Raw genomic sequence first — 24,074 nt, 5'->3', positions numbered from 1 at the left:
CGCGTCCGACCGTTCGTCCGCGCGGGTCTCGGTGTCGGGAAACGCTCCGGTCGAACAGCGACCCTGGAGCTCTGCTATGTCCGCTTCCACCCCGCTCTACGACACGATCATCGGCGGCGCAGGTCCCGTAGGCCTGCTCCTCGCCTGCGAGCTGTCGCTGGCTGGCTGCTCAGTACTCATCCTCGAACGGAGCGAGGATCCCTCCTCGCCGCTGAAGCGCGCGCCGTTCGGGCTACGCGGACTGTCCGTCCCAACGATCGAGAGCCTCGACCGCCGTGGCTTACTGGACGAGGTCGAGGCTTGCGCGGCCACCCGGACCACGCCGGGAACGGCGCATTTCCTGATGCAGGGCCGCCGACCGGGCGGGCACTTCGCCGGCATCCAGTTCTTCCATGATCGGATCGACACCGCACGCTGGCCATATCGCTTGTCCGGTGCTGTCGGCAGCATCGCCGCCGAGATGGCGAGCATCGAAGCCGTCCTGACCGCGCGTGCCGGGGCATCGGACGTCAGGATCATGCGGGGCATGGGCATCGAGGGCTTCACCCAGACCAATGAGTGCATCGTTGTCCAGGCGGGCGGCCAATCGTTCCGGGGGCGATGGCTCATAGGCTGCGACGGCGCCCGCAGCACGGTGCGCAAGGGGGCCGGTATCGCATTCACCGGCACCGAGCCGGAGTTCACCGGCTACTCCGTCCAGGCCGAACTCGCCGGTGCGGATGCGCTCAAGCCCGGCCGCCACTACACGACGGAGGGCATGTACCTGTTTATGCCGCCCGACACGCTTGCGATGGCCGATTTCGATGGCGGCGCCTTCCATCGCTCCGCACCGGTTACCCGCGAGCACGTAGAGGCGGTACTGCGGAGAATCTCGGGCACCGATGTCGCGGTGACGACACTCCACCTCACGACCACCTGGACCGACCGTGCCCATCAGGCGAGCGCGTATCGCGACGGCCGCGTGCTGCTGGCCGGGGACGCGGCGCACATCCATTCGCCGCTGGGTGGCCAGGGCCTCAACCTCGGGCTCGGCGATGCGATGAACCTCGGCTGGAAGCTTGCGGCCACGATCCGGAGAGATGCGCCGGCCGACCTCCTCGACAGCTACGAGCGCGAGCGGCATCCGGTCGGGGCCCGTGTCCTGGACTGGTCGCGGGCCCAGGTCGCGCTGATGCGGCCGAGCCCGAGTTCGCGCGCGCTCGAAGCCATCGTGCGCGACCTGATCGAGACGCCGGATGGTGCGGCCTACTTCGCCGAGCGCGTTTGGGGCATCTCGCTCCGCCACGATCTCGGCGACGGCCATCCGCTGGTCGGATGCAGCGTTCCCGATTTCAGCCTAGGAGACGGGAGGAAGGTCGCGGCCGTGATGCGCGACGGTAGGGGCCTGCTCCTCGACTTCGATCCTCGCGCGCCGCTGAGGCCCCTCGCGGACCGCCATGCCGCGAGGATCGGCTACGTCGCGGGTTCCGCGCACGACGGCCTGGGCCTGCAGGCCGCGCTCGTGCGGCCCGACGGGGTCGTCGCCTTCGCCAGCGACACGCCTCCCGACGAGTCGGCCCTCGGTTCGGCGATGACGCGATGGTTCGGTCGATGACGGGGCACGGAGGCTGCAAACCACCCGGGCGGCCAGTCGACAACCGGTTCGGCTTAGCGCCATCCCCACCGCACTCTCGCTCCTGACGGCGCCGAAGAGGGGCCGGGAGGCGCGATTGTTACAATCGGACAACATTTCGCATGAGCGTCGCAAAATTGGTCGCGTCAGATTCCCCCGCACTGGGTTTTGAGGCCGCCATTTCCTGCGACGGATGGGTCGCAGGCGGGCGTGGTCGGCCCGGGTCACGTCACGTCATGATCTGGAGGGCCGACATGCGAACCGAACTCGTCACCGTCGCAATCGGCGCATCGTCGTGAGCACGGCCGATACGGTCAACGACCGCATCGAACGCCTTGGCCAGGTCAGCGCCTATCCGTGGAATCTGACGCGGCGCGTCTTCAGTCCCCAGCAGGCGGAAGCCGAGGGGCTCGTCCTCGGTTGGATGGAGGAGGCTGGCCTGTCGGCCCGGCGCGATCCCGCCGGCAACCTCATCGGCCGACTCGAGGGGTCGATACCCGGAGGCCCGGCCGTCGTCATCGGGGGGCACGTCGACACCGCTTCGGACGCCAGCCGCTACGTCGGAACGCTCGGCGTGCTCATGGGCATCGCGGCCGTCGAACGTGTCGTCCAGCGTGGCTCTCCGCTGCGACATGCAATCGAGGTCGTCGCTTTCGTCGAGGACGCGGCAGGCCGGTTCGGCATACCCAGGCTCGGCAGCAAAGCCGTTGCGGGCCGGTTCGATCCGCATATGCTGGACATCGATGACGACTACGGCGTTACTCTGCGGCAAGCCATGGAGGCGCACGGCCTGAACCTCGAGGGGGCCACGTCCGCGCGGCGCATCATGGACGACGTCCTCGCCTATCTCGAAGTCGCGGCCGAGGCTGGTCCGGTGCTTGAGCAGTCAGGATCACCGGTCGGAGTCGTTCCGGCCTTGTCGGGGTCGATGATCCTGCGGGTCACGCTGAAGGGACACGCCGTCAGCGCTGCAACGGTCCCGACGAGGGACCGGCGCGATGCCCTGGCCGGGACGGCGGATTGCATCCTCGGAGCGGAGCGCATCGGATTGGCGCGGGAGGATGTTGCGGTCACCATCGTGCGCCTCGACGTCGAGCCTGTGCCGACGTCCGTGATCACAGGTTCGGTGACGTTCGGGGTCCTGGTCGAATCATCCGACGATGCCGGGCGACGCGCGGCCGCAGTGGAACTCGTCGCGGCGTTCAAAGGAATAGCCGCGCGCCGCCGACTAAAGATCATCATCGAGCACAGCGTCGATCCGGACGCCACTCGGTGCGATCCGGGGATCGTCCAGCTATTCGAGCGCGCCGTCGAGGCGTCCGGCCACCCTGTCAGGCGGCTGGCGCAGGGTATGGTGACCGATGCATCCAATATGGCTTTCATCGCACCGATGGGGTCGGTGCTGATCCGGAGCCGAGGCGGCGTGGGTTGGGGGCCGGCCGGGACCGTGGATCCCAACGATATTGACGCCGGCCTGGACGTGCTGACCTTCGTCATCGAAGATTTGGCCAACGGTTCGAACACACCGGAACGTGGGATGTCCGACGGCCCCCGCCACCCATCCTAACTGTCCGTGGCTGGAAGCGGCCGGTCAGATCCGGAGGAAACCTGGGGGAGAAAGGGACCGCCTTCTGTCGACGCATGCCAGCCGGGCAAACCACCTTCGTCGCTTCTCCGAAGCATCCGTTCGTCGTCCGTCTGGCAGCTTCGCCTCGGTAGTCTTCAGGGCATCGATTGAGCTTTACCGCTGTCGGCGCGTTCACTCCCGTGTCCTCATCCGAACGGGAGCCCCGATGTCGAGCCTATCCGAGCGAAAGGCTCGCCTGATCGTCCATGGCGATCGGCCCTACAATGCCGAACCGCCTCTGGGCCAACTGCGCGCCTCCTATCGGACACCGGTGGAAATCTTCTATGTCCGCTCGCACGGCGATCTACCAGACCTCGACCCGGAAACCTGGCGCCTTACCGTCGATGGCGGAGCCGGTGTCACGCTGGAGCTTTCACTGCATGACCTGCGCACCCGTTTCCGGGAAGCCATCGTCACGGCAACGATGCAGTGCGCCGGCAATCGTCGCGCCGACATGCGCGCGGTTGCCCCTGTATCCGGTGATCCGTGGGATGCCGGTGCTATTGGGACGGCCGCTTGGACTGGGGTCCGTCTCGGCGACATCCTGCGCGAGGTGGGTGTCGCGGATGCCGCAGATCTCCATGTGGCCTTCGAGAGCCACGACCGGGTGGATGGTCAGCCGTACGGCGCATCGATCCCGCTCGCCAAGGCAATGGCGCCCGAGACCCTGTTGGCCTACGCCATGAACGGGGAACCGCTGCTGCCCGAGCACGGCTTCCCGGTCCGCGCGGTGGTACCGGGCTTTGCGGGCGTGCGCAGCCCCAAATGGCTCCGGCGCCTTACCGTGCAGAACCATCCGTCCGACACCCCGATCCAGGCAGACGATTACAAGCTGTACCCGCCCGACGTGACCGCGGAGACGGCGGACCCGGGCCAAGGGCACACCATCGACACGATGCCGCTGAACGCCGCGATCTGTGAGCCGGAGCGCGGGGCTGCCCTCAGGGCCGGACGGAACAGCATTCGCGGCTACGCCGTGGCCGGCGACCGGGCCATCGTGCGCGTCGATGTCTCCGGGAATGGCGGCCGGAGCTGGAGGCAGGCTGATCTGGAGCACGAGCCGGATGCGCCGTTCGCCTGGACGTTCTGGAGCGTGGAACTCGATCTGCCTCTAGGGCCTGTCATCGCTTGAGCCAATCGAGGGCCGCGGCAAGACAGAGGACGCCCATGAAGCTGACGGTCGTCTTCTCGTAGCGTGTGGCGATGGCGCGCCACTCCTTGAGCCTGGCCCAGAGGCGCTCGACCTGGTTGCGGTTGCTGTAGATCCAGTCCGGGCAGGCGACGGGTGCTTCGTGGCGCTGAGGCGGGATCGCGGGCCGCGCGCCCATGTCCCAGATGTGCTCACGAAAGGCGTGGCTGGTGTAGCCCCGGTCCCCGACGACCCACTTGGGCACACCCGGAAGCTGGTCGAGCAGCGGAACCGCATGGGGCAGTTCATGGGCCTGACCGGGCGCCAACCGGAAGGCGATGGCGCGACCCCGTCCATCCGCGATCACGCAAGCCTTGGTGCCATAGCCGCCACGTGAGCGGCCAAGAGCTTCACGAGCATCTCGCTCGGGCCCAGATCCCCCCTTTTGGCAGCTCCCGCCGCCTTTTGGTGCGCTCGCATGTTCGTACCGTCGAGGAACACCATCCCGAGTTGGACGCCCCGCTCCTGCACGAGGCCAAGCAGTCGCTCCCAGACGCCGGCACGGGACCAGCGGATGAAGATCTGCGCAGCGCGCCACCAGGGACCCAGATCCTCCGGAATAGCCCGCCACTTGGCCCCGTTCTGATGCCGCCAGAGGATGGCTGTAAGCGTGCGCCGAAGATCCTGTGGGGGCGTCTTGGCCTTGGGCCGGCAGGCCTCCACCAGGGGCTCCAGTTCAGACCACTGCGCGTCGCTCAGCATCGTCCCTCCTGCATCAGAGAGACGAAAACGAAAGCCAAACCAATCCGTTCAGGCGACGACAGACCCTAGGTGAACATGAGCTGGCCGTTCGCGCTTGGGACGTGGCCGGCCAGACGCAGCCAGCGCTGCCGGACGACACTTGGAACCACAAAGGCTACCTCTGCACCTGCTGGCACCGGGTGCGAATCAGTGTGACCGAATAGAAATTGGTCATTTAATCCCCGTTTCGAACGGCCAAGGCGGCTCGTGAACGGGTGGGTACGCGACGTCCGCTCTGACGGCTCCATCGTACGGAACCGGACCGGAAGAGATCCACCCAAACAAGACATTCGTCCTATTTGCTACGTTGTCGGGTATCCGACCGTTTCCCGTCACTCCTGCGGGGGCTGGTCCGAGTGCCCTAAAACAGCATCGTTTCTGTCGGGAAAATATGAGCGGATTCAACGCGCCTGAATCACTATCCCGACATGCTCGTCGGATATGCCCGCGTATCCACCGTCGACCAGAACCTCGACCTGCAGCGTGACGCGCTGACACGAGCCGGGTGCGAGCGCCTGTTCGAGGAGAAGAAGTCCGGCAAGGCTGGGACCAAGCGTCCCGAGTTCGAGGCAGCGCTGGCCTACCTTCGACCCACCGACGTGCTCGTGGTCTGGAAGCTCGATCGCCTGGGCCGCTCCCTCGTCGAGATGATGCGGACGATCGACGCCCTGCGCGTGAAGGAGGTCCACCTCCGCTCCCTCACCGAGCAGTTCGATAGCGACACGGCGCACGGACGCTTTGCCCTGCGGACGCACGGCGCCATGGCCGAGTACTTCCTCGATCTCAACCGCGAGCGCACCATGGAGGGGCTGAAGGCGGCCCTGGCGCGAGGACGTAAAGGGGGACGACCCAAGAAGCTGACGCCAGCTGACATCGAGGTCGGTCGCGCCCTGCTGCACTCGGGCACTATCTCGATCGCGGCCATCGCCAAGCGCCTCGGGGTCAGCCGGGATACCTTCTACAGCTACTTCCCCCAGGCGCGCACGCGCAGCCAGGCCGACCTTGCCGCCGCGGCGACCCGACGGGCGTCCTCCTGATGCCGATCCGGCGTGAGCACCGCTTCTTCTATCCCATCGACTGGCCCCAGCTCTCGGCCGTGATCCGCTTCGAGCGAGCCAAGGGACGTTGCGAGGTCTGCGCCCGTCCGCATGGACAGCGCGTCTTTCATCTCGGCGATGGGCGCTGGTGGGATGGAGAGGCGGGCTCCTGGCGCGATGGGGCGGGGCGCTTCATCTGTCTGGCGATGGGGTCCGATGATGTTCTGGGAAGCGTGCGCACCACGCGCGTGGTTCTGGCCACCGGACACCGCGATCACGACACGGCGAACAACGGGCCCAAGAACCTCGCCGCTTTCTGCCAGCGCTGCCACATGAACCACGATCGGCCCGAACATCAGCGGCGGCGCTGGTATACCTTGTTCAAGCGCAAAGCTTTGGGCGATTTCTTCGGCGGGCCGTACTAAATTTTCGCCCGTCCAATGTCTAATCAAATGTTCCGCGTTGCCACAGAATTATTTTCTGGATTATTTTCATTTTTTGTTAACTCGGCAATCGGGATATTGGCCCAACGTTGATGTATTAATACAACAAGATGGTATAGCAAATGCTTGATCGGCGGCGCTTTACGCGACAACAGTGCAATCTCGAAGCAAGGATCTTCGCGCCGCTCTCCAGCAATCCCATTCCTTGCCTTATTACAGATATTTCCACGCACGGAAGCTTCGTTCGAACGCCAAAGAACGCGCCCATCCCGGCAAACTTCGATCTTGCGATCGGCATGAGTACTCTGCCCCGTGCGTGCCGCATCGCCCGGCGAGAAGCGGATGGCTACGGCATCGAATTTCTTGATCCTGTTCGCCATGAGGTCGAGGAGATCCTCATCGAGACCGCGTTCAAGGAGGACCTCGTCTTCGAAGCGCTCAATCCAGCCTTGGACAGCCAAGCTACGATGACCCGCGTGCGCCTTCGTCGAGCCGTCGATGCGGTCATGGATCTGATCGAGCGGCGCAACGCCATGGGCTGGGCGCACATCGCGCCCCTGCCGGATCCATTCGATCGACCGCGGGAAGGGCTTCCCAGCACCAGCGCCGCTCCGATACTCGCATCGCCTGCAAAGCTCCTGGCACCTCCATTCAGCAAGGGGCAAGGCCGTCGTTCGACGGCAATATGACCGGCGCACCGCGAGTGGTGTTTCTCGTTCGTTCCCCACGATCGTACGCCTGACCAAGAACGAGGCGTGCGCCCTGGAGATGTTTCGCTGGGACATTGGGCCCGGTGGAAAGCTGTACGAGCGCTGCGTGCCTGGCGCTCCTTGGAAGCATGTCAGGCTCTCGTGACTGCGGTGCCACATCCACTTCAGAACCACTGGATCGGACTGCCCGGCGCCGCAATCGCATCGTATCGTGCCCTGGTCTTGACGGCGCGTGAACCAGCGCCCGTCCAGGCTTCCAGTGAGATGGGCGTGGAGATGCGAGTGTTCGGAGCCTTTGGGTTCGGACGTATGACGGCTGGCAGTATGGTCGGCATGACGGCGCTCGCCCTGCTGACGGGCTGCGCCGGGCGTCCCAATGGCGTTCTCCTGCCCGTCGCGGGTGCCGAACAGGTCGCAGGCACCTCGCGGGTCGACATGCTCGTTGCCACGACCCGCAAGTCCGCCGTCGACCGCGGCGTGCTGTTCTCGGGCGAGCGTGGCGAGGCGGTGACCTACACCGATCTGGCGGTTTCGATCCCACCCGATGCCATCCGTCAGCCGGGCTCGGTCCAATGGCCGAAGTCGGTCCCCGGCAACCCAGCCACCGACTTCGTCGCCCTGCGCGCCGATCCGATCGAGCGCGAGAAGGTCCCCGCCTGGACGAACCGGGCCGTCCGGGGTTCGGCCAAGCGCCACGTCCTCGTCTTCGTGCACGGCTTCAACAACAAGTTCGAGGACGCCGTCTTCCGCTTCGCTCAGATCGTGCACGACTCCGGGGCCGAGGTCGCGCCCGTGCTGTTCACCTGGCCCTCGCGCGGCTCCGTCCTGGCCTACGGCTACGACCGGGAGAGCACGAACTTCTCCCGGAACGGACTCGAGACTCTGCTGCGCGACCTCGCGAAGGACCCGAACGTCGGCGAGGTGACGATCCTGGCCCACTCCATGGGCAATTGGCTGACCCTCGAGAGCCTGCGCCAGATGGCCATCCGGGATCGCCGGATCGCCCCGAAGATCCGCAACGTCATCCTGGCCGCCCCCGACGTCGATATGGACCTCGCCCGGGCCGCGTTCCACGACATGGGCCGTGACCGCCCCCGCCTGACCCTGATGGTCTCCGGCGACGACCAGGCCCTCGCCGTATCCCGCCTGGTCTGGGGCGACAGCGTCCGCCTCGGCGCCATCGATCCGACGGTCGAACCCTACCGGACGCAGCTGGAGCACGAGAACGTATCCGTGCTGAACCTGTCCGCAGTGAAGTCGACCGACGCCCTCAACCACGGCAAGTTCGCGAGCGGCGACGTCGTCGCTCTCCTGGGCAAGCGGCTCGCGGACGGACAGCCGATCTCGGACGGGCAGATCGGCATCGGCGACCGTCTGGTCAGCACGGCCGCCGGCGCGGCCTCTACGGTCGCCACCGGAGCTGCCCTGGCCGTTGCCGCCCCTGTAGCCCTGATCGATCCTCAGACCCGCGAGACCTACGGCGAGCATCTCTCGAACGTGGGATCCGGATTGCGCGACACTGTCGGATCAACGGTCGATCTCGCCGGCGCACCGGTGCGGGCGCTCGGAACCAGCGGGCGCTAGCTGTTCACACGGCTCGGGTGCGGAGAGGGATCGCCGAACAATCCACTTTGACCTAAGATCGAACGCGTGACGTTTCAGGACGTTCGATGCTCTGGCTCCGTTCGGAGCACAAGGATGTTGGAGGCAGCCCTGAACAAGCTCGTCATTTACACTTCACCCTCAGCCTTTCCAAACCCCCAGCGTGTCCGGCTTCTGGTTCACGAGAAGGGTATCGCAGACCAGCTCGAGGAGCGGGTGCTCGACATGGCGCCGGTCGGCGAACAGCGGGGTTGGCGCCACCTCGCGCGCAATCCGTGGGGTGAAACGCCGACCCTCGAACTCCCAGAAGGTGGCTACCTCGCGGAGAGCGTTGCCATCGCCCGCTACCTCGATGGGACATTCCCGGGTCGCAAGATCCTGGGGGAGACACCCTTGGAACAGGCCCAGGACACCATGTGGAACGACCGGGTCTGGGTGCAGATCCTCTATCGATTGACCACTCTGTTCCACGTCTCACACCAGGGCCTCGGACCGAAGCTCGAGCTGACCCACAATCCGCAATGGGGCGAGCATTGCCGCAAGGAGGCCATCGGCCATGCAGCTTTGGTCGAGCGTCACCTCGCCGACGGGCGGGACTGGCTGCTCGGTGGAGCCGATCCGACTTTCGCCGACATCACCCTTTGCACCGCCATCGCTTTCTCGAAGTTCGGGCCCGTGGCAACACCCCTGGATGAACGCTTCGAACAGCTCGACCGCTTCTGGCAACGTTGGAAGACGCGATCCAGCTTCCGGATAGCCTATGCGGATGGCGGCGGCTTGCAGGAGCTGGATGAGATGAAGACAGCCTGATGATGGCTGAGATCCGACGCCTCGCGCGTCGGATCGGCAGGAGGCCTTCTTGCAGCGCGAAGCCGAGCCGCGGCCGGGCGCCGCGCTAGCCGCGATGGTGCTGCCGGGCTCGCTGAGATAGACCCGCCACCCCAGCAGGAATGGGGTATGGGGACGGAATGAGCGATCAGCGCAGCACCGACTTCCTTGCCCTGGTCATCGAGAATGCGGAGCTCCGCCAGCAACTCGCGGATGTTCAGGACCAGTGCGTCGAGTTGGCGGTCGACGCGGGTGAACAGCACGCCGAGAACGAGGCTCTGCGTCTCCGACTGGCGCAGGCCGAGCGTGAGCGCGATACCTGGCGTGCAGAGGCCGAACAGGGTCGGCGCACGGGCTGAACGAGCGGGAGGCCGTATTATCCGACCAGCAGTCCGACGGATCCAGGCTCGCGAAAAACGGTCGGTCCAGGCCAAGCCAAAAGCCCTCCTGCACGTTCCATCCCGTGTCGACGGCAGCCAATGCCGGGACGGTTGAACGGAGGGGGGATATGGACGGATTGCCCGCGGAGACGGTCGACGTGCTCGATGACTTGATCGCCCAGAGTGAGGCGCATCGGGATGAGCATATCGCAACCCTTCACACCCTCGTCAGCCGGGGGGAGAGTTCGACGGCGATCCGAGAAATCCTGGGGCAGATCGAGGACACACGCGCCGCAATGCGGTCGCGTCGCGCTTATATGCACGCGCTACAGCCCCGCACCGGGTGACCCCCTGCCGCGCAGCTCACTCCCAATCGATCTCCAGGGAACGCTCGAACGCCCCATCGCCGAGTTCCTTGCCTTTGGGATCGACGACCACGACGTCCCGGAAGCCCCGGCGCCGTAGCTCCCAGGTCTTCTCCATCGCCTGTTCGTCCGTGCCGCAGGCAAAGCTCATGGCCCTCCCGCTCGGATCGATCCCCTTCACTGTGAACACGATATCTTCTCCGCTCTGGACCGAGATATAGGGTTGGCACGCGAGGGATCGTAGCCCGGACCGGATCTCGGATGGGCAACGGAGGCAAGTTTGATCCTCGGCCCGACATTCCAGACCATGACCGTATTTGGTATACCTACATCGATGGCAACGCTTTAGAAGGCGTCGTCCGATCTCGTACCAGATCAGCTGAGGTCAGATTTGTGGCGTCCGGCTTTAATCCAGCGCATGACGTGTCCCCTGACACGTCAAGAATGAAAACGGCTTCCCATATTAATTTCAGACAGAGAGAAACGGGCCAGACATTTGGTTCGTACTGTGAAGGAGCTAGTAAGCCACAATGAAGACCCGTATCGCCGCCCTCGCCACCGCCCTTGTCCTTGGCGTTGCTCCGATCTCGTCCGCCATGGCCTATGACAGCCCCTCCCGCTACACCTCGTTCGCGCCTTACGATGTCGAGACCACGGGCTTGGTCAACGATATGCGGCGTCCCCCGGCCTATCTCGGTTGCCCGATGAGCTCGGCCGCCGAGGGCAATGCGAACCAGCAGAACTTCCCCACCCAGCAGTACGGCCAGACCTCCGGCGGAAACCGCTGCTGATCGGACCCGCAACGGAGACCCCCATGCTGCTGAAAGGCTTCTCCTACGCCATGGTCGCCGCCTTCGCCGGCGGCCTCGTCTTCACGGTCTTTGGAACGGCCAACGCCTTCCTGAGTCTGTAAGGGCCCAGCCGTACGATCCCTGCTTTGAGACCCGCCCGGCGCTGTCTGCGGCGGGTCTTCTTCTGCGCCAGACGATCGCGCTACGAGGACGCTTCGCGTGAGGGTTAACGGCTCGTAAACGAATTGCGAGGCATGTCGTGATTCAGCGGCGCTGGTGCGCCTGAGCCACACCTCGACAGGACCTGAGATATGATCACGGTAACCTTCCTCGGCATGATGACGGCAGCCCTGACCGCTGCAGTCGCCGGCGCGATCAGCGACCCAGGAGCCCGATAGTCGGCCAACCACCAGGGCTCCAAAGTCCTGACGCTTCAACCAGGATCGCGCGGCCAACAATTTATGTGACCGCCACGCTACGGCAGGCTTTTCTCACGCACTCGGGCGCTACGAGCCCTCACATCGGCATAGTTGGTCGATCAGGAAGAGGCCGCACGCCCGCTCCTGGTCCCAGTTGATGTCACGCACCCGCTCCGTCTTACGCAAGCACCGCGAGGTCGCCGCCGTGGTGGCCACCTACGGGATGTTTCTCGGCGGCATTCTGGTGCTCGCCTGGGCGATGGCTTGACCGGCGGCTTCAGGCGGGAGAACGCCGAGGGGCGTTAATCGATCGGCTCACCACACAGATGAGCGGTTCGTGCCTCCCGTATATCAAGACCCGATCGCCTCCGGATCGAGGGAGGGCGAGCTTAAGAATGAGAGTAGACCCGGGGACGAAGACATGCGGGTAGCGCAAGCATTGACGGCAAAGTAAAACCCCCTCGCGACACGATGAGATTAGGCTGCAATGCGAGCTGTCAGAAGGCGTTCGGCGGGCGCTATTCGCTCTGACGATCTTCGCCCAATGGCTTGGTTTTCTGCCCAGGACTACGCCGTGATTAGGGACGTCATTTTAAGACAGGAGATGATGCCGGCTCGTTATGAGGATTGGCAAATAACATTTGAAACGAGGTTCTCGAAAGCCAAGCTCGACGGTAAACATCCCATCAAGGTTGAAGTCGAGCCCAACGATTACCTTAGCTGGTGCCACGCCAATGCGTTCAAGGTCAACCGCACATCTTTGGCAAGTTTCTGCCATCGGCGCATGAATGTCATGTTGGAAACGTCTGACACGCTGGCCGCAGATTGATCCGCGTCGCTCCATCAACGTTCTTCTGCACGCAGTAGTCCCTGCCGCCCGATCTGATGACGGATCAGCGGGTCCGCATCATCTATCTGACCTCGAGCCTGTGACTTGGCGAGCCCGCTCTGGACCGGACTGAATGTGAGCCCCAGCGTAACGCTAGCCCCTGGCAAGGAGTTTTTGCCGCCTATCCCCAGTCTGCACAGGTCATCCACAAAGCGTTTGACCCTGGGCTCGAGAGGATGTTCCTGCTTTGTACCAAAGCAGGACAAAGGTTATGACTGCAGCACAGATCGCCGAGCCGGCTTCCATGAGCGCGGCCGAAATGATCGCCCTGGCCTACGAGGAAGCGGCCGGCGGCGACGCGCGTCGTGCCCTGCTGCAAGCCATCGAGGACATCATCAGCCTGGAGGCAAGGCTGGCGACGGCCGAACGGCGGATCTCCTATGGCTACGTTCGTGGTGCCGTCTCCAGTCAGGGCACCTGACATGGAGCGCCTGTGCGATGTGCGCGCCGAACGCATCGTCATCGCGTGCAGTCCCTGCGGACGGCGCGGATCCTATGCCCTTGGGCGGCTGCGCCAGCGCTTCGGGGCGCATGCCTCGGTGCTGGACGTGTACCTGGCCCTGACGCAAACCTGCCGCTTCCAGCGCGAAGTTGGAAGCCGGACGCCCAATATCTACGGCATGACGTGCCGGGCCAAGCTCGATACCACGGGTGGCCCAACAACGACGGGGCTGCCGTCGAGGACCTGAGCCATGTGCAACCTCTACAGCCTGGTCACGCCGCAGGCCGAGATCCGTGCGTCCTTCGGAGTCTCGGTGGATCACGCCGGCAACCTGCCGCCGCTACCGGGCATCTTTCCCGATCAGCGCGCCCCCGTCGTGCGTGTGGCCGAGGACGGTGAGCGTGTCCTGGAGATGTTCCGTTGGGGCATCCCGGGCCCGAAGCAGTTCGGCGAGCATCCCGTCACCAACGTGCGCAACGTGAAGAGCCCGCACTGGCGGCCCTGGTTGAAGCCGGAGTACCGCTGCCTCGTGCCGGTCTCCTCGTTCAGCGAATACGCCGACACCAAGCCCAAGAAGACGCCAACCTGGTTTGCCCTGAACGAGGACCGGCCGTTGTTTGCCTTCGCGGGTATCTGGCGCCCCTGGACGGGCGTGCGCGGCACGAAGGCCGAGAACCCCGACCGTATTGAGGAAGAGCACCGCCTGTTCTCGTTCCTGACCTGTGAGGCCAACGGCATCGTCGGCCCGGTCCATCCGAAGGCCATGCCGGTGCTGCTGACAACGCCGGAGGAATGGAGCACCTGGCTCGCGGCCCCCACGGAGATCGCCCTGGAGCTTCAGCGTCCCCTGCCGGATGCGATGATGCGGATCGTGGCAACGGGCGCCCGGAAAGATCCGTCTGAATAGGTCTCCGGCAGATTCACGTCGTCAGGCCTTGTCGTTTGATTAACTCAGCCACCAAACAAGCATATTTGGCCAAAACAATCTGCAGTGGGCTGCGTTATCGAGCCACCCGGTCGTGAGGGGCAAAAATCTACTCACGCAACGCCTGATGGTAGAAACGAAACCCTGCGATGATCCACCAGCTTGTTTATTACAGCCGCAACGTCGTCCTCGGTAACGACCGGGCGATGCTGACGAATTTGCGAGAGATCGTCGCGGCCTCCCAGCGCAACAACAGCCGCGACGGGATCACCGGGTTCCTGATCTTCGACAAGACCTGGTTCATCCAGATCCTTGAGGGTGAGCAGGCACAGGTGAGCGCGACCTACACCCGTATTGCACGCGATCCGCGCCACACGACGGCAACCATCATGGATGCGCGCAACAGCCCGAGCCGATCCTTCCCCAACTGGACCATGGGCGGCGCCATGCGGACGCCTGAGGTCGAGGAGGTCTACCTGCAGCATGGCATCGGCAGCGCGATCGAACCCACACGCCTGAAAAGCGCGCAGATCATCAACCTCGCCCTGGATCTTCAGGCCTTCGATGCCGCCAAGCGTCAGGCGCAGCGCCTTGCCAGCTAGACGCTGACAGTCAACCGTCGCGACCGCAGTTCATGGAACATGCAAACGGCGCAGGGCCTGCAAGGCGCTGCGCCGCTCGTTGTGGTCGTCGAAGGGGGGCAAGACGACGACCGCACGTGTGATGCATCCGAATTCGGGGCGCGGATGTGCGGTTCAGCACGGTCGGTGGACGCGTTCACGCGGCCGGTAGATCGTCTCCTGGATCGCCGCACCGCTCTGGTCAGCCTCCGAGTTCGCACGACGATGCAGCGCCGCCTTCGCTTGGCATGGCGCGACCATCGGCGTCCCACGGCTCCCCGTTCGGCTCGGCGTCGACGTCGTCACGTCGATCGGGCTACGAATGACGCCGTCGATATGCAGGAGACCGGAATGGCAGGCGAAGCACCGCGCCCTCAATCGCGACTGGCCCTGGCCCTGACGGTGGCCTGCGGGATCCTCGTCGCTGGCTTCGGAACGATCGGCTGGCGCTGGTACAGCTACGTGACGTCCGGGGCCTCGCCCTACGACGAGGTGGGCATCGAGGTGAACCGTCGCCTGCCCGCATCCTTACGGTCCTGGGGCTGCGAGCGCATCAAGGATAGGTTTCCCCGCGCCGTCCCACCCTACGGGTGTCAGCCGGGACAGATCTGACCAGGAAGTGTGATAGCAGTTCGCCGTGGTCGCGTAGCATCGGAGCGCGCGATGCCCGTGATCGGAACAGCCATGCGCATCTCTCGACTCATCGCTTGCCTTTGCCTCGGGGTCGCTCTGCCGTGCGCAGCATTGGCTCAACCTGTGCCCTCACCAGCGGCACCCGCCACGACATCCGATCCGGCCACGCTGAAGGCGGTCCGCGAGGTGGTCATGCAGATGCAGGGCGATCGGACCGCACTCCTGAACGCGATCGCGACCCCCATGGTCGGGATGATGCAGCAGATCGGGATCAAGCAGCAGGATCAGGCGCAGACCCTCGTGCAGGAGGTCGTGATGCCGACCCTGACCGCGCATTACGATGAGCTTCTCGACATCCAGGCGCGCAGCTTCGCAGCGGCCCTCGGGAAGGACGACCTGCAGGCGATCGCGGCGTTCTACGCGACGCCGGCCGGTAAGCGCCTGGTCACGGCGCAGCCGCAACTCGCCCAGGCGCAACTGGCTGGAACGCAGCAGTGGATGCAGTCCGTGATGCCCGAGATGCAGGGCAAACTGGCCAAGGCGATCCAGGCACACGGTTGGACCACGAGCGGCCAGGGAAAGGCACGCTGATATCCCCGGTCATCGAGGTCGAAGAGGAACCGCACCATGACGAGCGATGACAGTGGCGCCCAGGATCGGCGTGAGACGAAGGCCGCCAAACATCTGGAACGAGCGCGCGCCGGAGGCGAGGCCCGAGCCGACTACGACGCGACCCAGCAGGCGACGGAGGACAAGACGGCGCGTCTCAAGGCCCTTCGGCTTGCCAAGGAAAAAGCGGACAAGGGCTCGTAGCGCTCCACGCGTTCATGATGCATCCCAGCGGCGAGCGCTCGCTCTGCATCGATAGGGCCTCAATGGCACCATGGCGCCGCCCCGCACCAGCGCATCGATCTCTGGTCGATCGAGCCAGTCGCTTCCGGCTCGCTCTGGTCTGATGCCGCGACGATCGGCTGGCCCGTTCGGTTCGCATCGACGAGCCGCGAGCCAACGAACCCGCCGGAAGCGAGAGCGAAGAGCCACAGGATCAGCCGGCCGGTCTTCTTCATCGAGCGCTTGGTCATACGGCCGAGCGTGGGACGATCGCGGTTAGGAGAACCTTAAAAGGGCTCCATGCGGCTCGCAGGCCACGTCGCGGGGCCCCAGGCAGAAGAAACGAAAGCGCCTCGAGGATGACTCCTCGAGGCGCGTTACGACGAAAGCGGCCAGGTGATCGGGGCTGGGGACGCTCAGGCCGAACCGAAAAGCCCCGTCGATCCTAGTAGGAGCCGAACTTGTAGTTCAGGCCGGCGCGGACGACGGCGAACTCGGTGTCGCGCACCTGACGGCCGCCGCTGACCAGGACGACGCCCGGGCTGGTGGTGGTGACGACGTTGCCGACGTTGTTGACCGCGAAGGCGCCGTTGTTGCGGTTGCCCTGGTCGAGGTTCACGTACAGACCTTCGATCTTCAGCGTGACGGCCGAGGACTTGAAGAAGTTCAGGAACGAGTCGGTGGGGAGCGCGTACTCGACGCCGCCGCCGGCAGCCCAGCCGGTCTGGAAGTCGTCGCGGCTGGAGTTGGTCAGACCGAAGTCGCGACCGCCGCCCGAACCGTAGGCGAAGCCGCCGGTGCCGTACACGAGGGTGCGGTCGAAGGCGTAGCCGAGGCGGCCGCGGACGGTGCCGAAGTAGTCGAGGCCCGAGACGCCGGCCGGGTTGAAGACCTGCTGGGCGGCCAGCGGGCCGGTCGAGGAGAAGCGGTTCCGGTCACGACCGAAGTCGACGTACTGGGCGTCGGCCTCGACACCGATCACGACACCGGAGCCCGGGGTGAACTGGTAGTTGTAGCCGATCTGACCACCGCCGACGAAGCCGTCGTTGCTGCGGCCGTTGCCGAAGGCGACGACAGCGGTCGAGCCCGGCAGGACGAGCGTGCTGGCGCCGTTCACGCCGATGACGGTCGCCTGGTTGTTGCTGGAGGCGTCGAAGCCGTAACCGGCGTTGAAACCAGCGTAGAAGCCGGTCCAGGTGAACACCGGCACCGGTACGAACACCGGCGGGGGAGCCTGACGACGCGGAAGGTCAGCGGCGGAGGCGGCGCCGGCGAGGAGGGCCGTAGCGGCGCTGGCGAGGATGAGCGTCTTGATCATGGTCGGTCTGCCGGGGAGATCTGATGCGCACTCTCGGTGCGGTGTGAAGTGACCTTACAGACAGGGTAGACCTGACCACTAGTGCAGATGCGCAACACTCAGATCAGATTGGTGAAGCCTGGATTGATCCAGCAATGCGTTAGGGTTTTACTTACCATATTGGTTGGGGGCGCATAACTCGCAGCCACGCTATTGGTTCCAAAATACGCGAGGGCCGCGAAGCCGTAGACGGCTCACCTGCCCTGAGGCGACGAACAGGACGCCGGTCATCGTGCGCGGGGCCTGATCCAGAGCCACGCCGGCAGTTTTCTTATGGATGCCGCCTACAGCAAAGCCTGAACGGTACGCCGTGGAAGGCGTCAGCCATGGTTCAGCCGCTAGGGCGCAGCTTTGATCTTGCCGGTCGGTTGAGCAGATGACCGGACGCCAAATGAGGTTCAGGTCATGGTGCGCGTGAAGGCCTTCGGGATCGCTACGGTGATGGCCGCCGGACTCGCTCTGGCAACGTCCGCCCATGCGGAATCCCTCTCATTCGATCCCTACGAAGGGGGCCGCGGTGAGCCCGCCATCGAATTCGTGGCCGGCGGCTGCGGACCCGGCTTCCATCCCAATCCCTGGGGCCGCTGCCGCCCGAATGACCGTGGCTACGGCTATGGGGGCTACGGTGGGCCTCGCCGGTTCTACGAGGGACGGCCCTTCGGGTACGCAGACGGGTATGGCCGTCGCGGTGGTTACGACTACGACCGTCCGCGTCGGTTCTACGACGGCTACTGAAATCATCGGGGCTGGCGATCCTCAGGCCGCCAGCCGTTCAAGCCGGCCCAGGCCTTGTCGATGATGCGCCTGCGCCGCTCGGCACGATCTTGGGCCGCCCCGGCGACGATGCGCAGCGCAGCCTCCATGGCGTCGGGGCCGCCGGCTGCCGCCGCTTCCTCGCCCTTTCGCCGGATCGCAGCCTGGAAGGCTTTCACCGCGGGGCCGGCTGTGGGACCACTCTCGACGGCGGCAACGAGGCTCAGCAGAGCTTCAGCGATCGGTACGATGGCCTCCTGCCAGGGGGGCGCAGGAGGCAGAGACGGATTTTGCGGCGCTGCGGCGGACAGCATAGTCGTTCGTGGTCGGATCAAAACGCCGTACTCCTGAAGTCGAAATGTCGGTGTGATACCTGAGTGCCAAACGGCACGGAATTCCAGCTGCGGCAAGCCTAGATCAAGGTCACTGAACAAGTCACGGCCCACCGCCATTTGACGGAGACCGCGCAAACCCAAGTGGATTGTGCCATGAACACTCGTTTTGCTTCCGCCGCTGCTGCCGTCGTCCTGGGCGTTAGCGCGTTGGCCACGCCCGCCCTGGCCCAGAGCTATACGGCTCCCGCCGGCATCTCTGCCGCTGCGGCGCCCGGTAGCCACGAAGCCCGCAGCTACGACGACATCACAACCGGCTCCATCGGCTACGGCCGGGACTACACCTCCGCTCAGCAGGGCAACGCCGAGCAGAACAACTTCCCAGTCTGGCAGTTCGGCCGTACCTCGGGCGGCACGGCCCGCTAGGCCCTCAACGCCTTGAGACGACCGGCGGCGGAGCGAAAGCTCCGCCGTTCTTGTTTCAGGAACTGGCTCTGAGCGACTTCGTCCGGACATTGCCCGAACGTCTGACATACGATGCCTCAAACCTCGAATCGCATCGGCGCAGTATGACGAATGCCTAAGAGGCTATAGGACATCTGATGTGTACGGGCGCTCAAAGCACGCTACGTTCCTCTTGAACATCAATCTTGTATCGATCATGCCTTTATCTGGGATAAACACAACCAGATGGTAGCATGACGGACAGCGCAGACAACCAAACCACCGATTTGATCGATCTCGCCGGTGACATCGTATCCGCCTATGTGGCGAACAATTCGATCCCGGCGGCCGAACTGCCGGGCTTGATCCAGAGTGTCCATGCGGCGCTCACGCGACTCGCCTCCGGCATGGCGGAGCCCGCTCCGGAGGAAGTCCATGAGAAGGCAACGCCCGCGCAGATCCGCAAGTCGGTAACACCCAGCGGCATCGTCAGCTTCCTCGACGGCCGGACGTACAAGACGCTCAAGCGTCACCTAACCGGCCATGGCCTCGATCCACACAGCTACCGCCAGCGCTACGGCCTTCCGGCGGACTACCCGATGGTCGCTCCGGACTACGCCGCCCAGCGCTCGGCCCTGGCGAAGTCGATCGGCCTCGGCCGAGTCGGGGACAACAGCGCGAACGCGCAGCCGAAGGCCAAGGGACGTGGCAAGGCCGCGTAAGCCCTATGGCCCGGGGTTTGATCGCCATGACCCGCGGCTCGAGCCGGAAGCGCGCGCTCGACGGCGCATTCCCGCATCGACACGCACGACGACACCCAGCTTTGATCCTTTTAGGTAACAGAAGGTCTGCATTCTGATTACGAGCCACGTTGCGTACCGGCTTGACTGTGAGTTGGACGATCCTCCCCGCCGGCCCGTGAGCAGATCGGGCGGCGGGGCAGCTTCATTGAACATTAACCATAATGACCCCATCTCAGGGTCATACCGATCGCGGCTCTACGGCTCGATCGGATGCGGCCACGATGCCGGGATCGGGTGACGCCGGATGTACGCGCACCTCGTTCCAGCGTCCGTGGCCGTTGCTATGTTTGGCCGCAGTGCAAACTTAACGGTTTGTTGCCGATGCGCGTTCAGGATGCCTCAACCTTCGGAGGATCCTTGCCCATGCGCGTGCTGCTGATTGAGGACGACACCTCCGTCGCACAGAGCATCGAGCTGATGCTCAAGTCCGAGAGCTTCAACACCTACACCACTGACCTCGGTGAGGAGGGGATCGATCTCGGCAAGCTCTACGACTACGACATCATCTTGCTGGATCTGACGCTGCCCGACATCTCCGGCTACGAGGTGCTACGCACGCTGCGGGCGTCGAAGATCAAGACGCCCATCCTGATCCTCTCGGGCATGGCCGGCATCGAGGACAAGGTGAAAGGCCTCGGCTTCGGCGCCGACGACTACCTGACCAAGCCCTTCCACAAGGACGAGCTCGTCGCCCGCATCCAGGCGATCGTGCGCCGCTCGAAGGGTCACGCCCAGTCGGTGATCACCACCGGCGATCTCATCGTGAACCTCGATGAGAAGACCGTCGCGATCGCGGATAGCTACGTCAAGCTCACAGGCAAGGAGTACCAGATCCTGGAGCTTCTAGCCCTTCGGAAGGGCACGACGCTGACCAAGGAGATGTTCCTCAACCATCTCTACGGCGGCATGGACGAGCCCGAGCTGAAGATCATCGACGTCTTCATCTGCAAGCTGCGCAAGAAGCTCGCCAACGCTTCGTCGGGCAAGAACTACATCGAGACCGTCTGGGGTCGCGGCTACGCCCTCAGGGAGGGCGTGCCGGAGGTGCGGGCCATTGCCAGCTGAAACGCTTTCCTCGCCTGCCGAGCGGTGAGGCGGTCGTGCCATATTTGACAGGTTGCTAGCGCTGCGCACCAAAGATGCACAGGTGTGAAGGAACCTTTTCGAACGTTTGGTAGCCTTTCCGTACCTTTTCGATTTGCCCGCAATTGTTCGGTAGGTCTTATCGAGGTCGAAGATTGGCACCGATTGCAGTTTTTGACGCTTCTTGAAAACCGCTGAAACTTCCCTGTGAGCCAGTACGTATTGCAGCCCGAAGCCCTCGCTTTAGGGGGGTAACGCGACGGTCCAGCTCCGACGCGCCCATTGTGCTGCCTATAGGGATGTTATCTAAGTTATTGTTTTAATTATTGAACTTTTCGTCGAAGATTTTGCTTCTCTCCAACAGGTTGGTGAAACAACCTGTCTCAGGAGATCCAAAATGAAGAAGACCCTCACGCTTGCCACTCTCACGATCCTCGGCGGTCTCGCACTTGGTGCAGGCGCTGCGTCTGCGGCTCCGATGGTCGTCAACGGCCTGCAGACGGATCAGTCGAGCGTCACGCAGGTTCGCATGGACCGCAGCGAGCGGATGATGATGAAGAAGCGCATGATGCGGAAGCAGATGATGAAGCGCCGCATGATGAAGAAGCGGATGATGAACCGCGGGATGTGATTCCAATCATCAAAATCCTTAGGGAAGCCCGAGCTCGGGCTTCCCGCCCCAGACGCGCACTGGAGCTTCGTGTGATCCCTACTCGCCTATCGGTTCTAGGAACCTGTCTGATGGTCGCTGCGCTTACTCCAGCGTATGCCGCCACGAAGAAGGTCCGCGTGCCGAACCAGCACGATGGCTCCTGGAGCATCGTGGCCTCGACGACCGATGGACCCTGCTCCCCTACAACGACCTATCAGGTGCGGATCAAGGACAGCGATGCGTCGATCCCCGGCGAAGACATCGATGTCAGCGGTGGGGTCTCGGCAGCTGGGGTCGTCCAGGCAACGATCGTACAGGGTCCGAACCATGTGCCGATCATGGGCACGCTCAGTTTGAAGGGCAGTGGTACGGGGACATGGCGCACGAGCGGCGGCCTTGTTGCGTGCAGCGGTAGCTGGAGTGCTAAGCGCGCAGGGTAAGTGACGGCTCGGGATCGTCGGCATCGCAGTCCTTCCCAGCACCGAGGGCACCCGCGAAGATCTCGCCCAGGTGCACAGGGGTTGTTGTAAGCCGTACTGTAGGCGAGCCTTTCGCAAGCCGTGCCGTAGGCCGCAGTGGACGCTGGATCTACCTGGTTTTCAGGTCTTGTAACCGCCGGAAGTCCGAAGCAGACGGCAAGGAGTTGGTTCTGCTCGCGGACGGTCCACGCACCGGCAAAGCCGAAGCCCTTGCGCAGCCACCCGCATCGATCGCCTAGCCCGCTCCATAGGAGACCTCCAGGACATCGTCCGGACGCTCAAAGCACGGGGCGCCATCCTGCAGGCGACCGAACAGCCGATCGACACCGGCACCGCTGCCGGCAAGGCCTTCCTCGAAATGCTCGGGCGTGTTCGCCGAGTTTGAGACCAACCTGCGCCGCGAGCGACAGATGGAGGGCATCGCCAAAGCCAAGGCCGCCGGCATCCACAAGGGGCGGTGCCCATCCATCGAAACGGCCCAGGTTCGTGCCCTCAAGGCCGAGGGCGTGGGGCCTGCCGGGATCGCGCGCCACCGCGGCATCGCCCGGGCTAGCGTCTACCGTGCCCTCGGGGTGAAAGACGAACCATCAGCCGGAAAGGCTGGTTTCGACCCAAATGCGCCTCAGCCGTGAGATCGATCGGTCCTTGAAAGCGGAAGTTCGTAGACGGGCATGGCCCCGGGTCCACAGGCCGTCGATGCCCCCGCCGCGATCGCCGTCCGCCGCGTCCGCCGCTCAGCGCACCGTCGGGTCGGCGGCGAGACGGGCGCGGATGGCCTCCGTGAGCCCGCCCTCGAAGAGCAGGGCCGAGCCGTAATGGTACTCGATGTCGAAGGGTCGGCGCGAGTTCATGGACAGCGAGGCGCTGTGGAGGGCGAGGAGGCGGCCCTCGGCGTCGAACAGGCCCGAGCCGGAGCCGCCGTAGCCGTTGTTGCAGTCGTGGCGGACGCGCCGGATCGCATCCTCGCTCGGTGGATCGATCCGGTGGATCGTGCAGGCTTCGCGGCTGCTCTGGCCGGGATAGTTCGCATGGCCGCCGGGGGAGACCATGACGACCGGGAGCGGCACGGATCCGGTCGGCAGATCGGGTGAGGCCGGCACCGGCTGCGGACGCACGCCCTCGGCCGGCTCCGCCAGGTCGACCAGCGCCCAATCGTCGGTGATGTGCAGCGACATCGCCCCCGGCACGGTGCCGAGGCGCAGAGTCTCGGGGGCGAAGGCGTAGTTCCGGCCGCCGATCTGGAAGAAGCAGTCGGCGATGTCGCGCGTGGGCTCCAGGTGCCGGCTGCGAAAGTTGTGGGCGTTCAGCACCACGAGGCGCGGGCTGCCGATCAGCCAGGCGGCGGCCGCCTTCCGGGGAATGCCGTCCGCCCGGCAGTAGAGGACGCCGGCGCCGGGATAGCGGGCGTAATCCGCCCCCTCCAGTTCGCGCCGGTCGTCCTGCGGATAGAGCGCCGCCCAGCGCTGCGGGCTCTCCGCCCGTCCCGCACCGCTCCAGCCGAGGCCGACGAGCCCCACCCCGGCGAGCGCGAGGCCCACCAGCGCTCCGCCCCCTCGGACGCGCGCCCGAATCGATCGCTTCCGTCCACCGCTGCCCTGGCCCAAGCGCCTACTCGTCGGCGGTCTGGTGGACGGAGACGCAGATCTTCACAGCCTGCTCCAGCTTGGTGTCGCGCGGATTGCCGATATTCGCCGTCTCCTCGAGGCAGCGGACGAAATAGTCCCGGTCGAGCTGCGGCGAGAGGCTCGAGAACGCCTTGCCCATCCGGGTGGCGAAATCGACCCGGTCCGCGGTCGGGGTGCGCGACCAGCTCGCGACCGGATCGTCCAGCGTCAGGCGTGCCGCCTCCGCGCGCGAAGCCGCGCCGACAGCACAGAATAAGAATACAGTAAGATTGCGAACCATATTCAAAAGACTTTCCCGCATCTCTCAAGCTGCACGATCGGACACACCATCCTTCCACGGGAGACATCCTGTCAATTGCCCGGCTGATATTCCTCGAATTGCCAGAGAAAAGGCCTCTATATTCCGGTTTTCACAGCATCGATTGCCGATTGATCCCGATAAAAAAGTGCCAACATCCCGCA

At 64.5% G+C, this 24,074-nt stretch carries 33 protein-coding genes and 2 pseudogenes; 27 read left to right on the top strand and 8 right to left on the bottom strand.

What is annotated here, in order from left to right; all coding sequences use genetic code 11:
* Nucleotides 1–76 precede the first annotated feature (76 nt).
* From AC1MGR_RS23315 to AC1MGR_RS23305, 3 genes are all read left to right on the top strand, one after another.
* On the top strand, nucleotides 77–1,594 hold the full coding sequence (locus AC1MGR_RS23315) for an FAD-dependent monooxygenase (RefSeq protein ID WP_480233115.1): 1,518 nt from the start codon (nucleotides 77–79) through the stop codon (nucleotides 1,592–1,594).
* Nucleotides 1,595–1,907: 313 nt separating this feature from the next.
* Complete coding sequence (locus AC1MGR_RS23310; RefSeq protein ID WP_480233114.1) at nucleotides 1,908–3,179, top strand: hydantoinase/carbamoylase family amidase; 1,272 nt, start codon at nucleotides 1,908–1,910, stop codon at nucleotides 3,177–3,179.
* Between the two features lie 226 nt (nucleotides 3,180–3,405).
* A complete protein-coding gene (locus AC1MGR_RS23305; protein ID WP_480233113.1) occupies nucleotides 3,406–4,371 on the top strand; it encodes a molybdopterin-dependent oxidoreductase in 966 nt (321 codons plus the stop codon).
* Here AC1MGR_RS23305 and AC1MGR_RS23300 read toward each other — a convergent pair.
* Nucleotides 4,361–5,130, bottom strand: a protein-coding gene (locus AC1MGR_RS23300) for an IS5 family transposase (protein WP_480233112.1) whose coding sequence is annotated in 2 segments (ribosomal slippage) — nucleotides 4,361–4,815 and nucleotides 4,815–5,130 — 771 coding nt in all. Because the reading frame shifts where the segments join, the coding sequence is not laid out codon by codon here. The two genes, AC1MGR_RS23305 and AC1MGR_RS23300, sit on opposite strands and share 11 nt — an antisense overlap.
* Here AC1MGR_RS23300 and AC1MGR_RS23295 point away from each other — a divergent pair.
* The 8 genes from AC1MGR_RS23295 to AC1MGR_RS23260 all read left to right on the top strand — a co-directional run bounded on the left by AC1MGR_RS23295 (nucleotide 5,055) and on the right by AC1MGR_RS23260 (nucleotide 10,516).
* A complete protein-coding gene (locus tag AC1MGR_RS23295; protein ID WP_480233111.1) occupies nucleotides 5,055–5,333 on the top strand; it encodes a hypothetical protein in 279 nt (92 codons plus the stop codon). The genes AC1MGR_RS23300 and AC1MGR_RS23295 overlap by 76 nt on opposite strands.
* A 264-nt stretch (nucleotides 5,334–5,597) precedes the next feature.
* Nucleotides 5,598–6,206, top strand: coding sequence for a recombinase family protein (locus AC1MGR_RS23290; RefSeq protein WP_480233110.1), 609 nt, complete (start codon nucleotides 5,598–5,600; stop codon nucleotides 6,204–6,206).
* A complete protein-coding gene (locus tag AC1MGR_RS23285) occupies nucleotides 6,206–6,631 on the top strand; it encodes a hypothetical protein (RefSeq protein WP_480233109.1) in 426 nt (141 codons plus the stop codon). The genes AC1MGR_RS23290 and AC1MGR_RS23285 overlap by 1 nt, the downstream gene beginning before the upstream one ends.
* A 140-nt stretch (nucleotides 6,632–6,771) precedes the next feature.
* A complete protein-coding gene (locus AC1MGR_RS23280; RefSeq protein ID WP_480233108.1) occupies nucleotides 6,772–7,338 on the top strand; it encodes a PilZ domain-containing protein in 567 nt (188 codons plus the stop codon).
* A 330-nt stretch (nucleotides 7,339–7,668) separates the two neighbouring features.
* On the top strand, nucleotides 7,669–8,943 hold the full coding sequence (locus AC1MGR_RS23275; RefSeq protein ID WP_480233107.1) for an alpha/beta hydrolase: 1,275 nt from the start codon (nucleotides 7,669–7,671) through the stop codon (nucleotides 8,941–8,943).
* A gap of 114 nt (nucleotides 8,944–9,057) precedes the next feature.
* Complete coding sequence (locus AC1MGR_RS23270) at nucleotides 9,058–9,771, top strand: glutathione S-transferase family protein (RefSeq protein WP_480233106.1); 714 nt, start codon at nucleotides 9,058–9,060, stop codon at nucleotides 9,769–9,771.
* A gap of 158 nt (nucleotides 9,772–9,929) precedes the next feature.
* Nucleotides 9,930–10,148: a hypothetical protein gene (locus tag AC1MGR_RS23265; RefSeq protein WP_480233105.1), complete on the top strand. Its 219-nt coding sequence runs from the start codon at nucleotides 9,930–9,932 to the stop codon at nucleotides 10,146–10,148.
* 149 nt (nucleotides 10,149–10,297) lie between these two features.
* Entirely contained in the window at nucleotides 10,298–10,516 is a 219-nt protein-coding gene (locus tag AC1MGR_RS23260; protein ID WP_480233104.1) for a hypothetical protein, read from the top strand.
* Nucleotides 10,517–10,532: 16 nt separating this feature from the next.
* Here the strand turns inward: AC1MGR_RS23260 and AC1MGR_RS23255 are convergent, their stop codons facing one another.
* Nucleotides 10,533–10,724 carry a hypothetical protein gene (locus AC1MGR_RS23255; RefSeq protein WP_108040837.1) on the bottom strand — a complete coding sequence of 64 codons (192 nt, stop codon included), beginning with the start codon at nucleotides 10,722–10,724 and terminating at the stop codon, nucleotides 10,533–10,535.
* A gap of 340 nt (nucleotides 10,725–11,064) precedes the next feature.
* On the opposite strand from AC1MGR_RS23255, the gene AC1MGR_RS23250 reads away from it, so the two are divergent.
* From AC1MGR_RS23250 to AC1MGR_RS23210, 9 genes are all read left to right on the top strand, one after another.
* The gene (locus AC1MGR_RS23250; protein WP_480233103.1) at nucleotides 11,065–11,325 is read left to right on the top strand and encodes a hypothetical protein; all 261 of its coding nucleotides are present in this window, start codon (nucleotides 11,065–11,067) and stop codon (nucleotides 11,323–11,325) included.
* 963 nt (nucleotides 11,326–12,288) lie between these two features.
* On the top strand, nucleotides 12,289–12,573 hold the full coding sequence (locus AC1MGR_RS23245; RefSeq protein ID WP_480233102.1) for a hypothetical protein: 285 nt from the start codon (nucleotides 12,289–12,291) through the stop codon (nucleotides 12,571–12,573).
* A 271-nt stretch (nucleotides 12,574–12,844) separates the two neighbouring features.
* Nucleotides 12,845–13,054 carry a hypothetical protein gene (locus AC1MGR_RS23240; RefSeq protein WP_480233101.1) on the top strand — a complete coding sequence of 70 codons (210 nt, stop codon included), beginning with the start codon at nucleotides 12,845–12,847 and terminating at the stop codon, nucleotides 13,052–13,054.
* A 1-nt stretch (nucleotide 13,055) separates the two neighbouring features.
* Nucleotides 13,056–13,322: a hypothetical protein gene (locus AC1MGR_RS23235; RefSeq protein ID WP_480233100.1), complete on the top strand. Its 267-nt coding sequence runs from the start codon at nucleotides 13,056–13,058 to the stop codon at nucleotides 13,320–13,322.
* Nucleotides 13,323–13,325: 3 nt separating this feature from the next.
* Entirely contained in the window at nucleotides 13,326–13,982 is a 657-nt protein-coding gene (locus AC1MGR_RS23230; protein ID WP_480233099.1) for an SOS response-associated peptidase, read from the top strand.
* A 167-nt stretch (nucleotides 13,983–14,149) separates the two neighbouring features.
* Entirely contained in the window at nucleotides 14,150–14,602 is a 453-nt protein-coding gene (locus AC1MGR_RS23225; RefSeq protein ID WP_108040845.1) for a BLUF domain-containing protein, read from the top strand.
* A gap of 369 nt (nucleotides 14,603–14,971) precedes the next feature.
* Nucleotides 14,972–15,232 (top strand): hypothetical protein, encoded by a 261-nt coding sequence (locus tag AC1MGR_RS23220; RefSeq protein WP_108040858.1) that lies wholly within the window; start codon nucleotides 14,972–14,974, stop codon nucleotides 15,230–15,232.
* Nucleotides 15,233–15,283: 51 nt separating this feature from the next.
* Nucleotides 15,284–15,844, top strand: coding sequence for a DUF2059 domain-containing protein (locus AC1MGR_RS23215; RefSeq protein ID WP_480233098.1), 561 nt, complete (start codon nucleotides 15,284–15,286; stop codon nucleotides 15,842–15,844).
* 36 nt (nucleotides 15,845–15,880) lie between these two features.
* The gene (locus AC1MGR_RS23210; RefSeq protein WP_463773871.1) at nucleotides 15,881–16,066 is read left to right on the top strand and encodes a hypothetical protein; all 186 of its coding nucleotides are present in this window, start codon (nucleotides 15,881–15,883) and stop codon (nucleotides 16,064–16,066) included.
* Between the two features lie 59 nt (nucleotides 16,067–16,125).
* Here AC1MGR_RS23210 and AC1MGR_RS23205 read toward each other — a convergent pair whose 3' ends face one another.
* On the bottom strand, nucleotides 16,126–16,335 hold the full coding sequence (locus AC1MGR_RS23205) for a hypothetical protein (protein ID WP_480233097.1): 210 nt from the start codon (nucleotides 16,333–16,335) through the stop codon (nucleotides 16,126–16,128).
* A 194-nt stretch (nucleotides 16,336–16,529) separates the two neighbouring features.
* A complete protein-coding gene (locus AC1MGR_RS23200) occupies nucleotides 16,530–17,402 on the bottom strand; it encodes an outer membrane protein (protein WP_480233096.1) in 873 nt (290 codons plus the stop codon).
* Nucleotides 17,403–17,846: 444 nt separating this feature from the next.
* On the opposite strand from AC1MGR_RS23200, the gene AC1MGR_RS23195 reads away from it, so the two are divergent.
* Nucleotides 17,847–18,176 (top strand): GCG_CRPN prefix-to-repeats domain-containing protein, encoded by a 330-nt coding sequence (locus AC1MGR_RS23195; protein ID WP_480233095.1) that lies wholly within the window; start codon nucleotides 17,847–17,849, stop codon nucleotides 18,174–18,176.
* A gap of 2 nt (nucleotides 18,177–18,178) precedes the next feature.
* On the opposite strand, the gene AC1MGR_RS23190 is transcribed toward AC1MGR_RS23195, so the two are convergent.
* Nucleotides 18,179–18,508, bottom strand: coding sequence for a hypothetical protein (locus tag AC1MGR_RS23190; protein WP_480233094.1), 330 nt, complete (start codon nucleotides 18,506–18,508; stop codon nucleotides 18,179–18,181).
* A 174-nt stretch (nucleotides 18,509–18,682) separates the two neighbouring features.
* On the opposite strand from AC1MGR_RS23190, the gene AC1MGR_RS23185 reads away from it, so the two are divergent.
* The 5 genes from AC1MGR_RS23185 (at nucleotide 18,683) to AC1MGR_RS23165 (ending at nucleotide 21,948) form a co-directional block, all read left to right on the top strand.
* Nucleotides 18,683–18,952, top strand: coding sequence for a hypothetical protein (locus tag AC1MGR_RS23185; protein WP_108040813.1), 270 nt, complete (start codon nucleotides 18,683–18,685; stop codon nucleotides 18,950–18,952).
* Nucleotides 18,953–19,224: 272 nt separating this feature from the next.
* Nucleotides 19,225–19,692, top strand: a complete 468-nt coding sequence (locus tag AC1MGR_RS23180) for a Ros/MucR family transcriptional regulator (RefSeq protein WP_480233093.1) — start codon at nucleotides 19,225–19,227, stop codon at nucleotides 19,690–19,692.
* A 444-nt stretch (nucleotides 19,693–20,136) separates the two neighbouring features.
* Nucleotides 20,137–20,838: a response regulator transcription factor CtrA gene (gene ctrA / locus AC1MGR_RS23175; protein WP_480233092.1), complete on the top strand. Its 702-nt coding sequence runs from the start codon at nucleotides 20,137–20,139 to the stop codon at nucleotides 20,836–20,838.
* Between the two features lie 415 nt (nucleotides 20,839–21,253).
* The gene (locus AC1MGR_RS23170) at nucleotides 21,254–21,487 is read left to right on the top strand and encodes a hypothetical protein (protein ID WP_480233091.1); all 234 of its coding nucleotides are present in this window, start codon (nucleotides 21,254–21,256) and stop codon (nucleotides 21,485–21,487) included.
* A gap of 110 nt (nucleotides 21,488–21,597) precedes the next feature.
* Nucleotides 21,598–21,948: a heme utilization protein gene (locus AC1MGR_RS23165; RefSeq protein WP_480233090.1), complete on the top strand. Its 351-nt coding sequence runs from the start codon at nucleotides 21,598–21,600 to the stop codon at nucleotides 21,946–21,948.
* 164 nt (nucleotides 21,949–22,112) lie between these two features.
* Here AC1MGR_RS23165 and AC1MGR_RS23160 read toward each other — a convergent pair.
* Nucleotides 22,113–22,208: pseudogene (locus AC1MGR_RS23160) on the bottom strand (IS6 family transposase); the annotation flags it as partial.
* On the opposite strand from AC1MGR_RS23160, the pseudogene AC1MGR_RS23155 reads away from it, so the two are divergent.
* A pseudogene (locus tag AC1MGR_RS23155) lies at nucleotides 22,208–22,619 on the top strand (recombinase family protein); the annotation flags it as partial. The pseudogenes AC1MGR_RS23160 and AC1MGR_RS23155 overlap by 1 nt on opposite strands.
* A 102-nt stretch (nucleotides 22,620–22,721) precedes the next feature.
* Here the strand turns inward: AC1MGR_RS23155 and AC1MGR_RS23150 are convergent.
* Nucleotides 22,722–23,504, bottom strand: a complete 783-nt coding sequence (locus AC1MGR_RS23150; RefSeq protein WP_480234879.1) for a trypsin-like peptidase domain-containing protein — start codon at nucleotides 23,502–23,504, stop codon at nucleotides 22,722–22,724.
* Between the two features lie 91 nt (nucleotides 23,505–23,595).
* A complete protein-coding gene (locus AC1MGR_RS23145; protein ID WP_471770716.1) occupies nucleotides 23,596–23,892 on the bottom strand; it encodes a hypothetical protein in 297 nt (98 codons plus the stop codon).
* Nucleotides 23,893–24,074 lie beyond the last annotated feature (182 nt).

The sequence above is a fragment of the Methylobacterium sp. BI1 genome (genome assembly GCF_056680125.1).
The sequence above is the reverse complement of the archived record's forward strand: the minus strand, read 5'-3'. Positions and strand labels throughout refer to the sequence as shown.

What these genes read in the sequence shown, in the direction of transcription:
- AC1MGR_RS23315 (WP_480233115.1), top strand. Translation starts at nt 77, where the DNA reads ATGTCCGCTTCCACCCCGCTCTACGACACGATCATCGGCGGCGCAGGT.
- AC1MGR_RS23305 (WP_480233113.1), top strand. Translation starts at nt 3,406, where the DNA reads ATGTCGAGCCTATCCGAGCGAAAGGCTCGCCTGATCGTCCATGGCGAT.
- AC1MGR_RS23290 (WP_480233110.1), top strand. Translation starts at nt 5,598, where the DNA reads ATGCTCGTCGGATATGCCCGCGTATCCACCGTCGACCAGAACCTCGAC.
- AC1MGR_RS23285 (WP_480233109.1), top strand. Translation starts at nt 6,206, where the DNA reads ATGCCGATCCGGCGTGAGCACCGCTTCTTCTATCCCATCGACTGGCCC.
- AC1MGR_RS23280 (WP_480233108.1), top strand. Translation starts at nt 6,772, where the DNA reads ATGCTTGATCGGCGGCGCTTTACGCGACAACAGTGCAATCTCGAAGCA.
- AC1MGR_RS23275 (WP_480233107.1), top strand. Translation starts at nt 7,669, where the DNA reads ATGACGGCTGGCAGTATGGTCGGCATGACGGCGCTCGCCCTGCTGACG.
- AC1MGR_RS23270 (WP_480233106.1), top strand. Translation starts at nt 9,058, where the DNA reads ATGTTGGAGGCAGCCCTGAACAAGCTCGTCATTTACACTTCACCCTCA.
- AC1MGR_RS23265 (WP_480233105.1), top strand. Translation starts at nt 9,930, where the DNA reads ATGAGCGATCAGCGCAGCACCGACTTCCTTGCCCTGGTCATCGAGAAT.
- AC1MGR_RS23260 (WP_480233104.1), top strand. Translation starts at nt 10,298, where the DNA reads ATGGACGGATTGCCCGCGGAGACGGTCGACGTGCTCGATGACTTGATC.
- AC1MGR_RS23250 (WP_480233103.1), top strand. Translation starts at nt 11,065, where the DNA reads ATGAAGACCCGTATCGCCGCCCTCGCCACCGCCCTTGTCCTTGGCGTT.
- AC1MGR_RS23245 (WP_480233102.1), top strand. Translation starts at nt 12,289, where the DNA reads ATGGCTTGGTTTTCTGCCCAGGACTACGCCGTGATTAGGGACGTCATT.
- AC1MGR_RS23240 (WP_480233101.1), top strand. Translation starts at nt 12,845, where the DNA reads ATGACTGCAGCACAGATCGCCGAGCCGGCTTCCATGAGCGCGGCCGAA.
- AC1MGR_RS23235 (WP_480233100.1), top strand. Translation starts at nt 13,056, where the DNA reads ATGGAGCGCCTGTGCGATGTGCGCGCCGAACGCATCGTCATCGCGTGC.
- AC1MGR_RS23230 (WP_480233099.1), top strand. Translation starts at nt 13,326, where the DNA reads ATGTGCAACCTCTACAGCCTGGTCACGCCGCAGGCCGAGATCCGTGCG.
- AC1MGR_RS23225 (WP_108040845.1), top strand. Translation starts at nt 14,150, where the DNA reads ATGATCCACCAGCTTGTTTATTACAGCCGCAACGTCGTCCTCGGTAAC.
- AC1MGR_RS23220 (WP_108040858.1), top strand. Translation starts at nt 14,972, where the DNA reads ATGGCAGGCGAAGCACCGCGCCCTCAATCGCGACTGGCCCTGGCCCTG.
- AC1MGR_RS23215 (WP_480233098.1), top strand. Translation starts at nt 15,284, where the DNA reads ATGCCCGTGATCGGAACAGCCATGCGCATCTCTCGACTCATCGCTTGC.
- AC1MGR_RS23210 (WP_463773871.1), top strand. Translation starts at nt 15,881, where the DNA reads ATGACGAGCGATGACAGTGGCGCCCAGGATCGGCGTGAGACGAAGGCC.
- AC1MGR_RS23205 (WP_480233097.1), bottom strand. Translation starts at nt 16,335, where the DNA reads ATGACCAAGCGCTCGATGAAGAAGACCGGCCGGCTGATCCTGTGGCTC.
- AC1MGR_RS23200 (WP_480233096.1), bottom strand. Translation starts at nt 17,402, where the DNA reads ATGATCAAGACGCTCATCCTCGCCAGCGCCGCTACGGCCCTCCTCGCC.
- AC1MGR_RS23195 (WP_480233095.1), top strand. Translation starts at nt 17,847, where the DNA reads ATGGTGCGCGTGAAGGCCTTCGGGATCGCTACGGTGATGGCCGCCGGA.
- AC1MGR_RS23190 (WP_480233094.1), bottom strand. Translation starts at nt 18,508, where the DNA reads ATGCTGTCCGCCGCAGCGCCGCAAAATCCGTCTCTGCCTCCTGCGCCC.
- AC1MGR_RS23185 (WP_108040813.1), top strand. Translation starts at nt 18,683, where the DNA reads ATGAACACTCGTTTTGCTTCCGCCGCTGCTGCCGTCGTCCTGGGCGTT.
- AC1MGR_RS23180 (WP_480233093.1), top strand. Translation starts at nt 19,225, where the DNA reads ATGACGGACAGCGCAGACAACCAAACCACCGATTTGATCGATCTCGCC.
- ctrA (WP_480233092.1), top strand. Translation starts at nt 20,137, where the DNA reads ATGCGCGTGCTGCTGATTGAGGACGACACCTCCGTCGCACAGAGCATC.
- AC1MGR_RS23170 (WP_480233091.1), top strand. Translation starts at nt 21,254, where the DNA reads ATGAAGAAGACCCTCACGCTTGCCACTCTCACGATCCTCGGCGGTCTC.
- AC1MGR_RS23165 (WP_480233090.1), top strand. Translation starts at nt 21,598, where the DNA reads ATGGTCGCTGCGCTTACTCCAGCGTATGCCGCCACGAAGAAGGTCCGC.
- AC1MGR_RS23145 (WP_471770716.1), bottom strand. Translation starts at nt 23,892, where the DNA reads ATGGTTCGCAATCTTACTGTATTCTTATTCTGTGCTGTCGGCGCGGCT.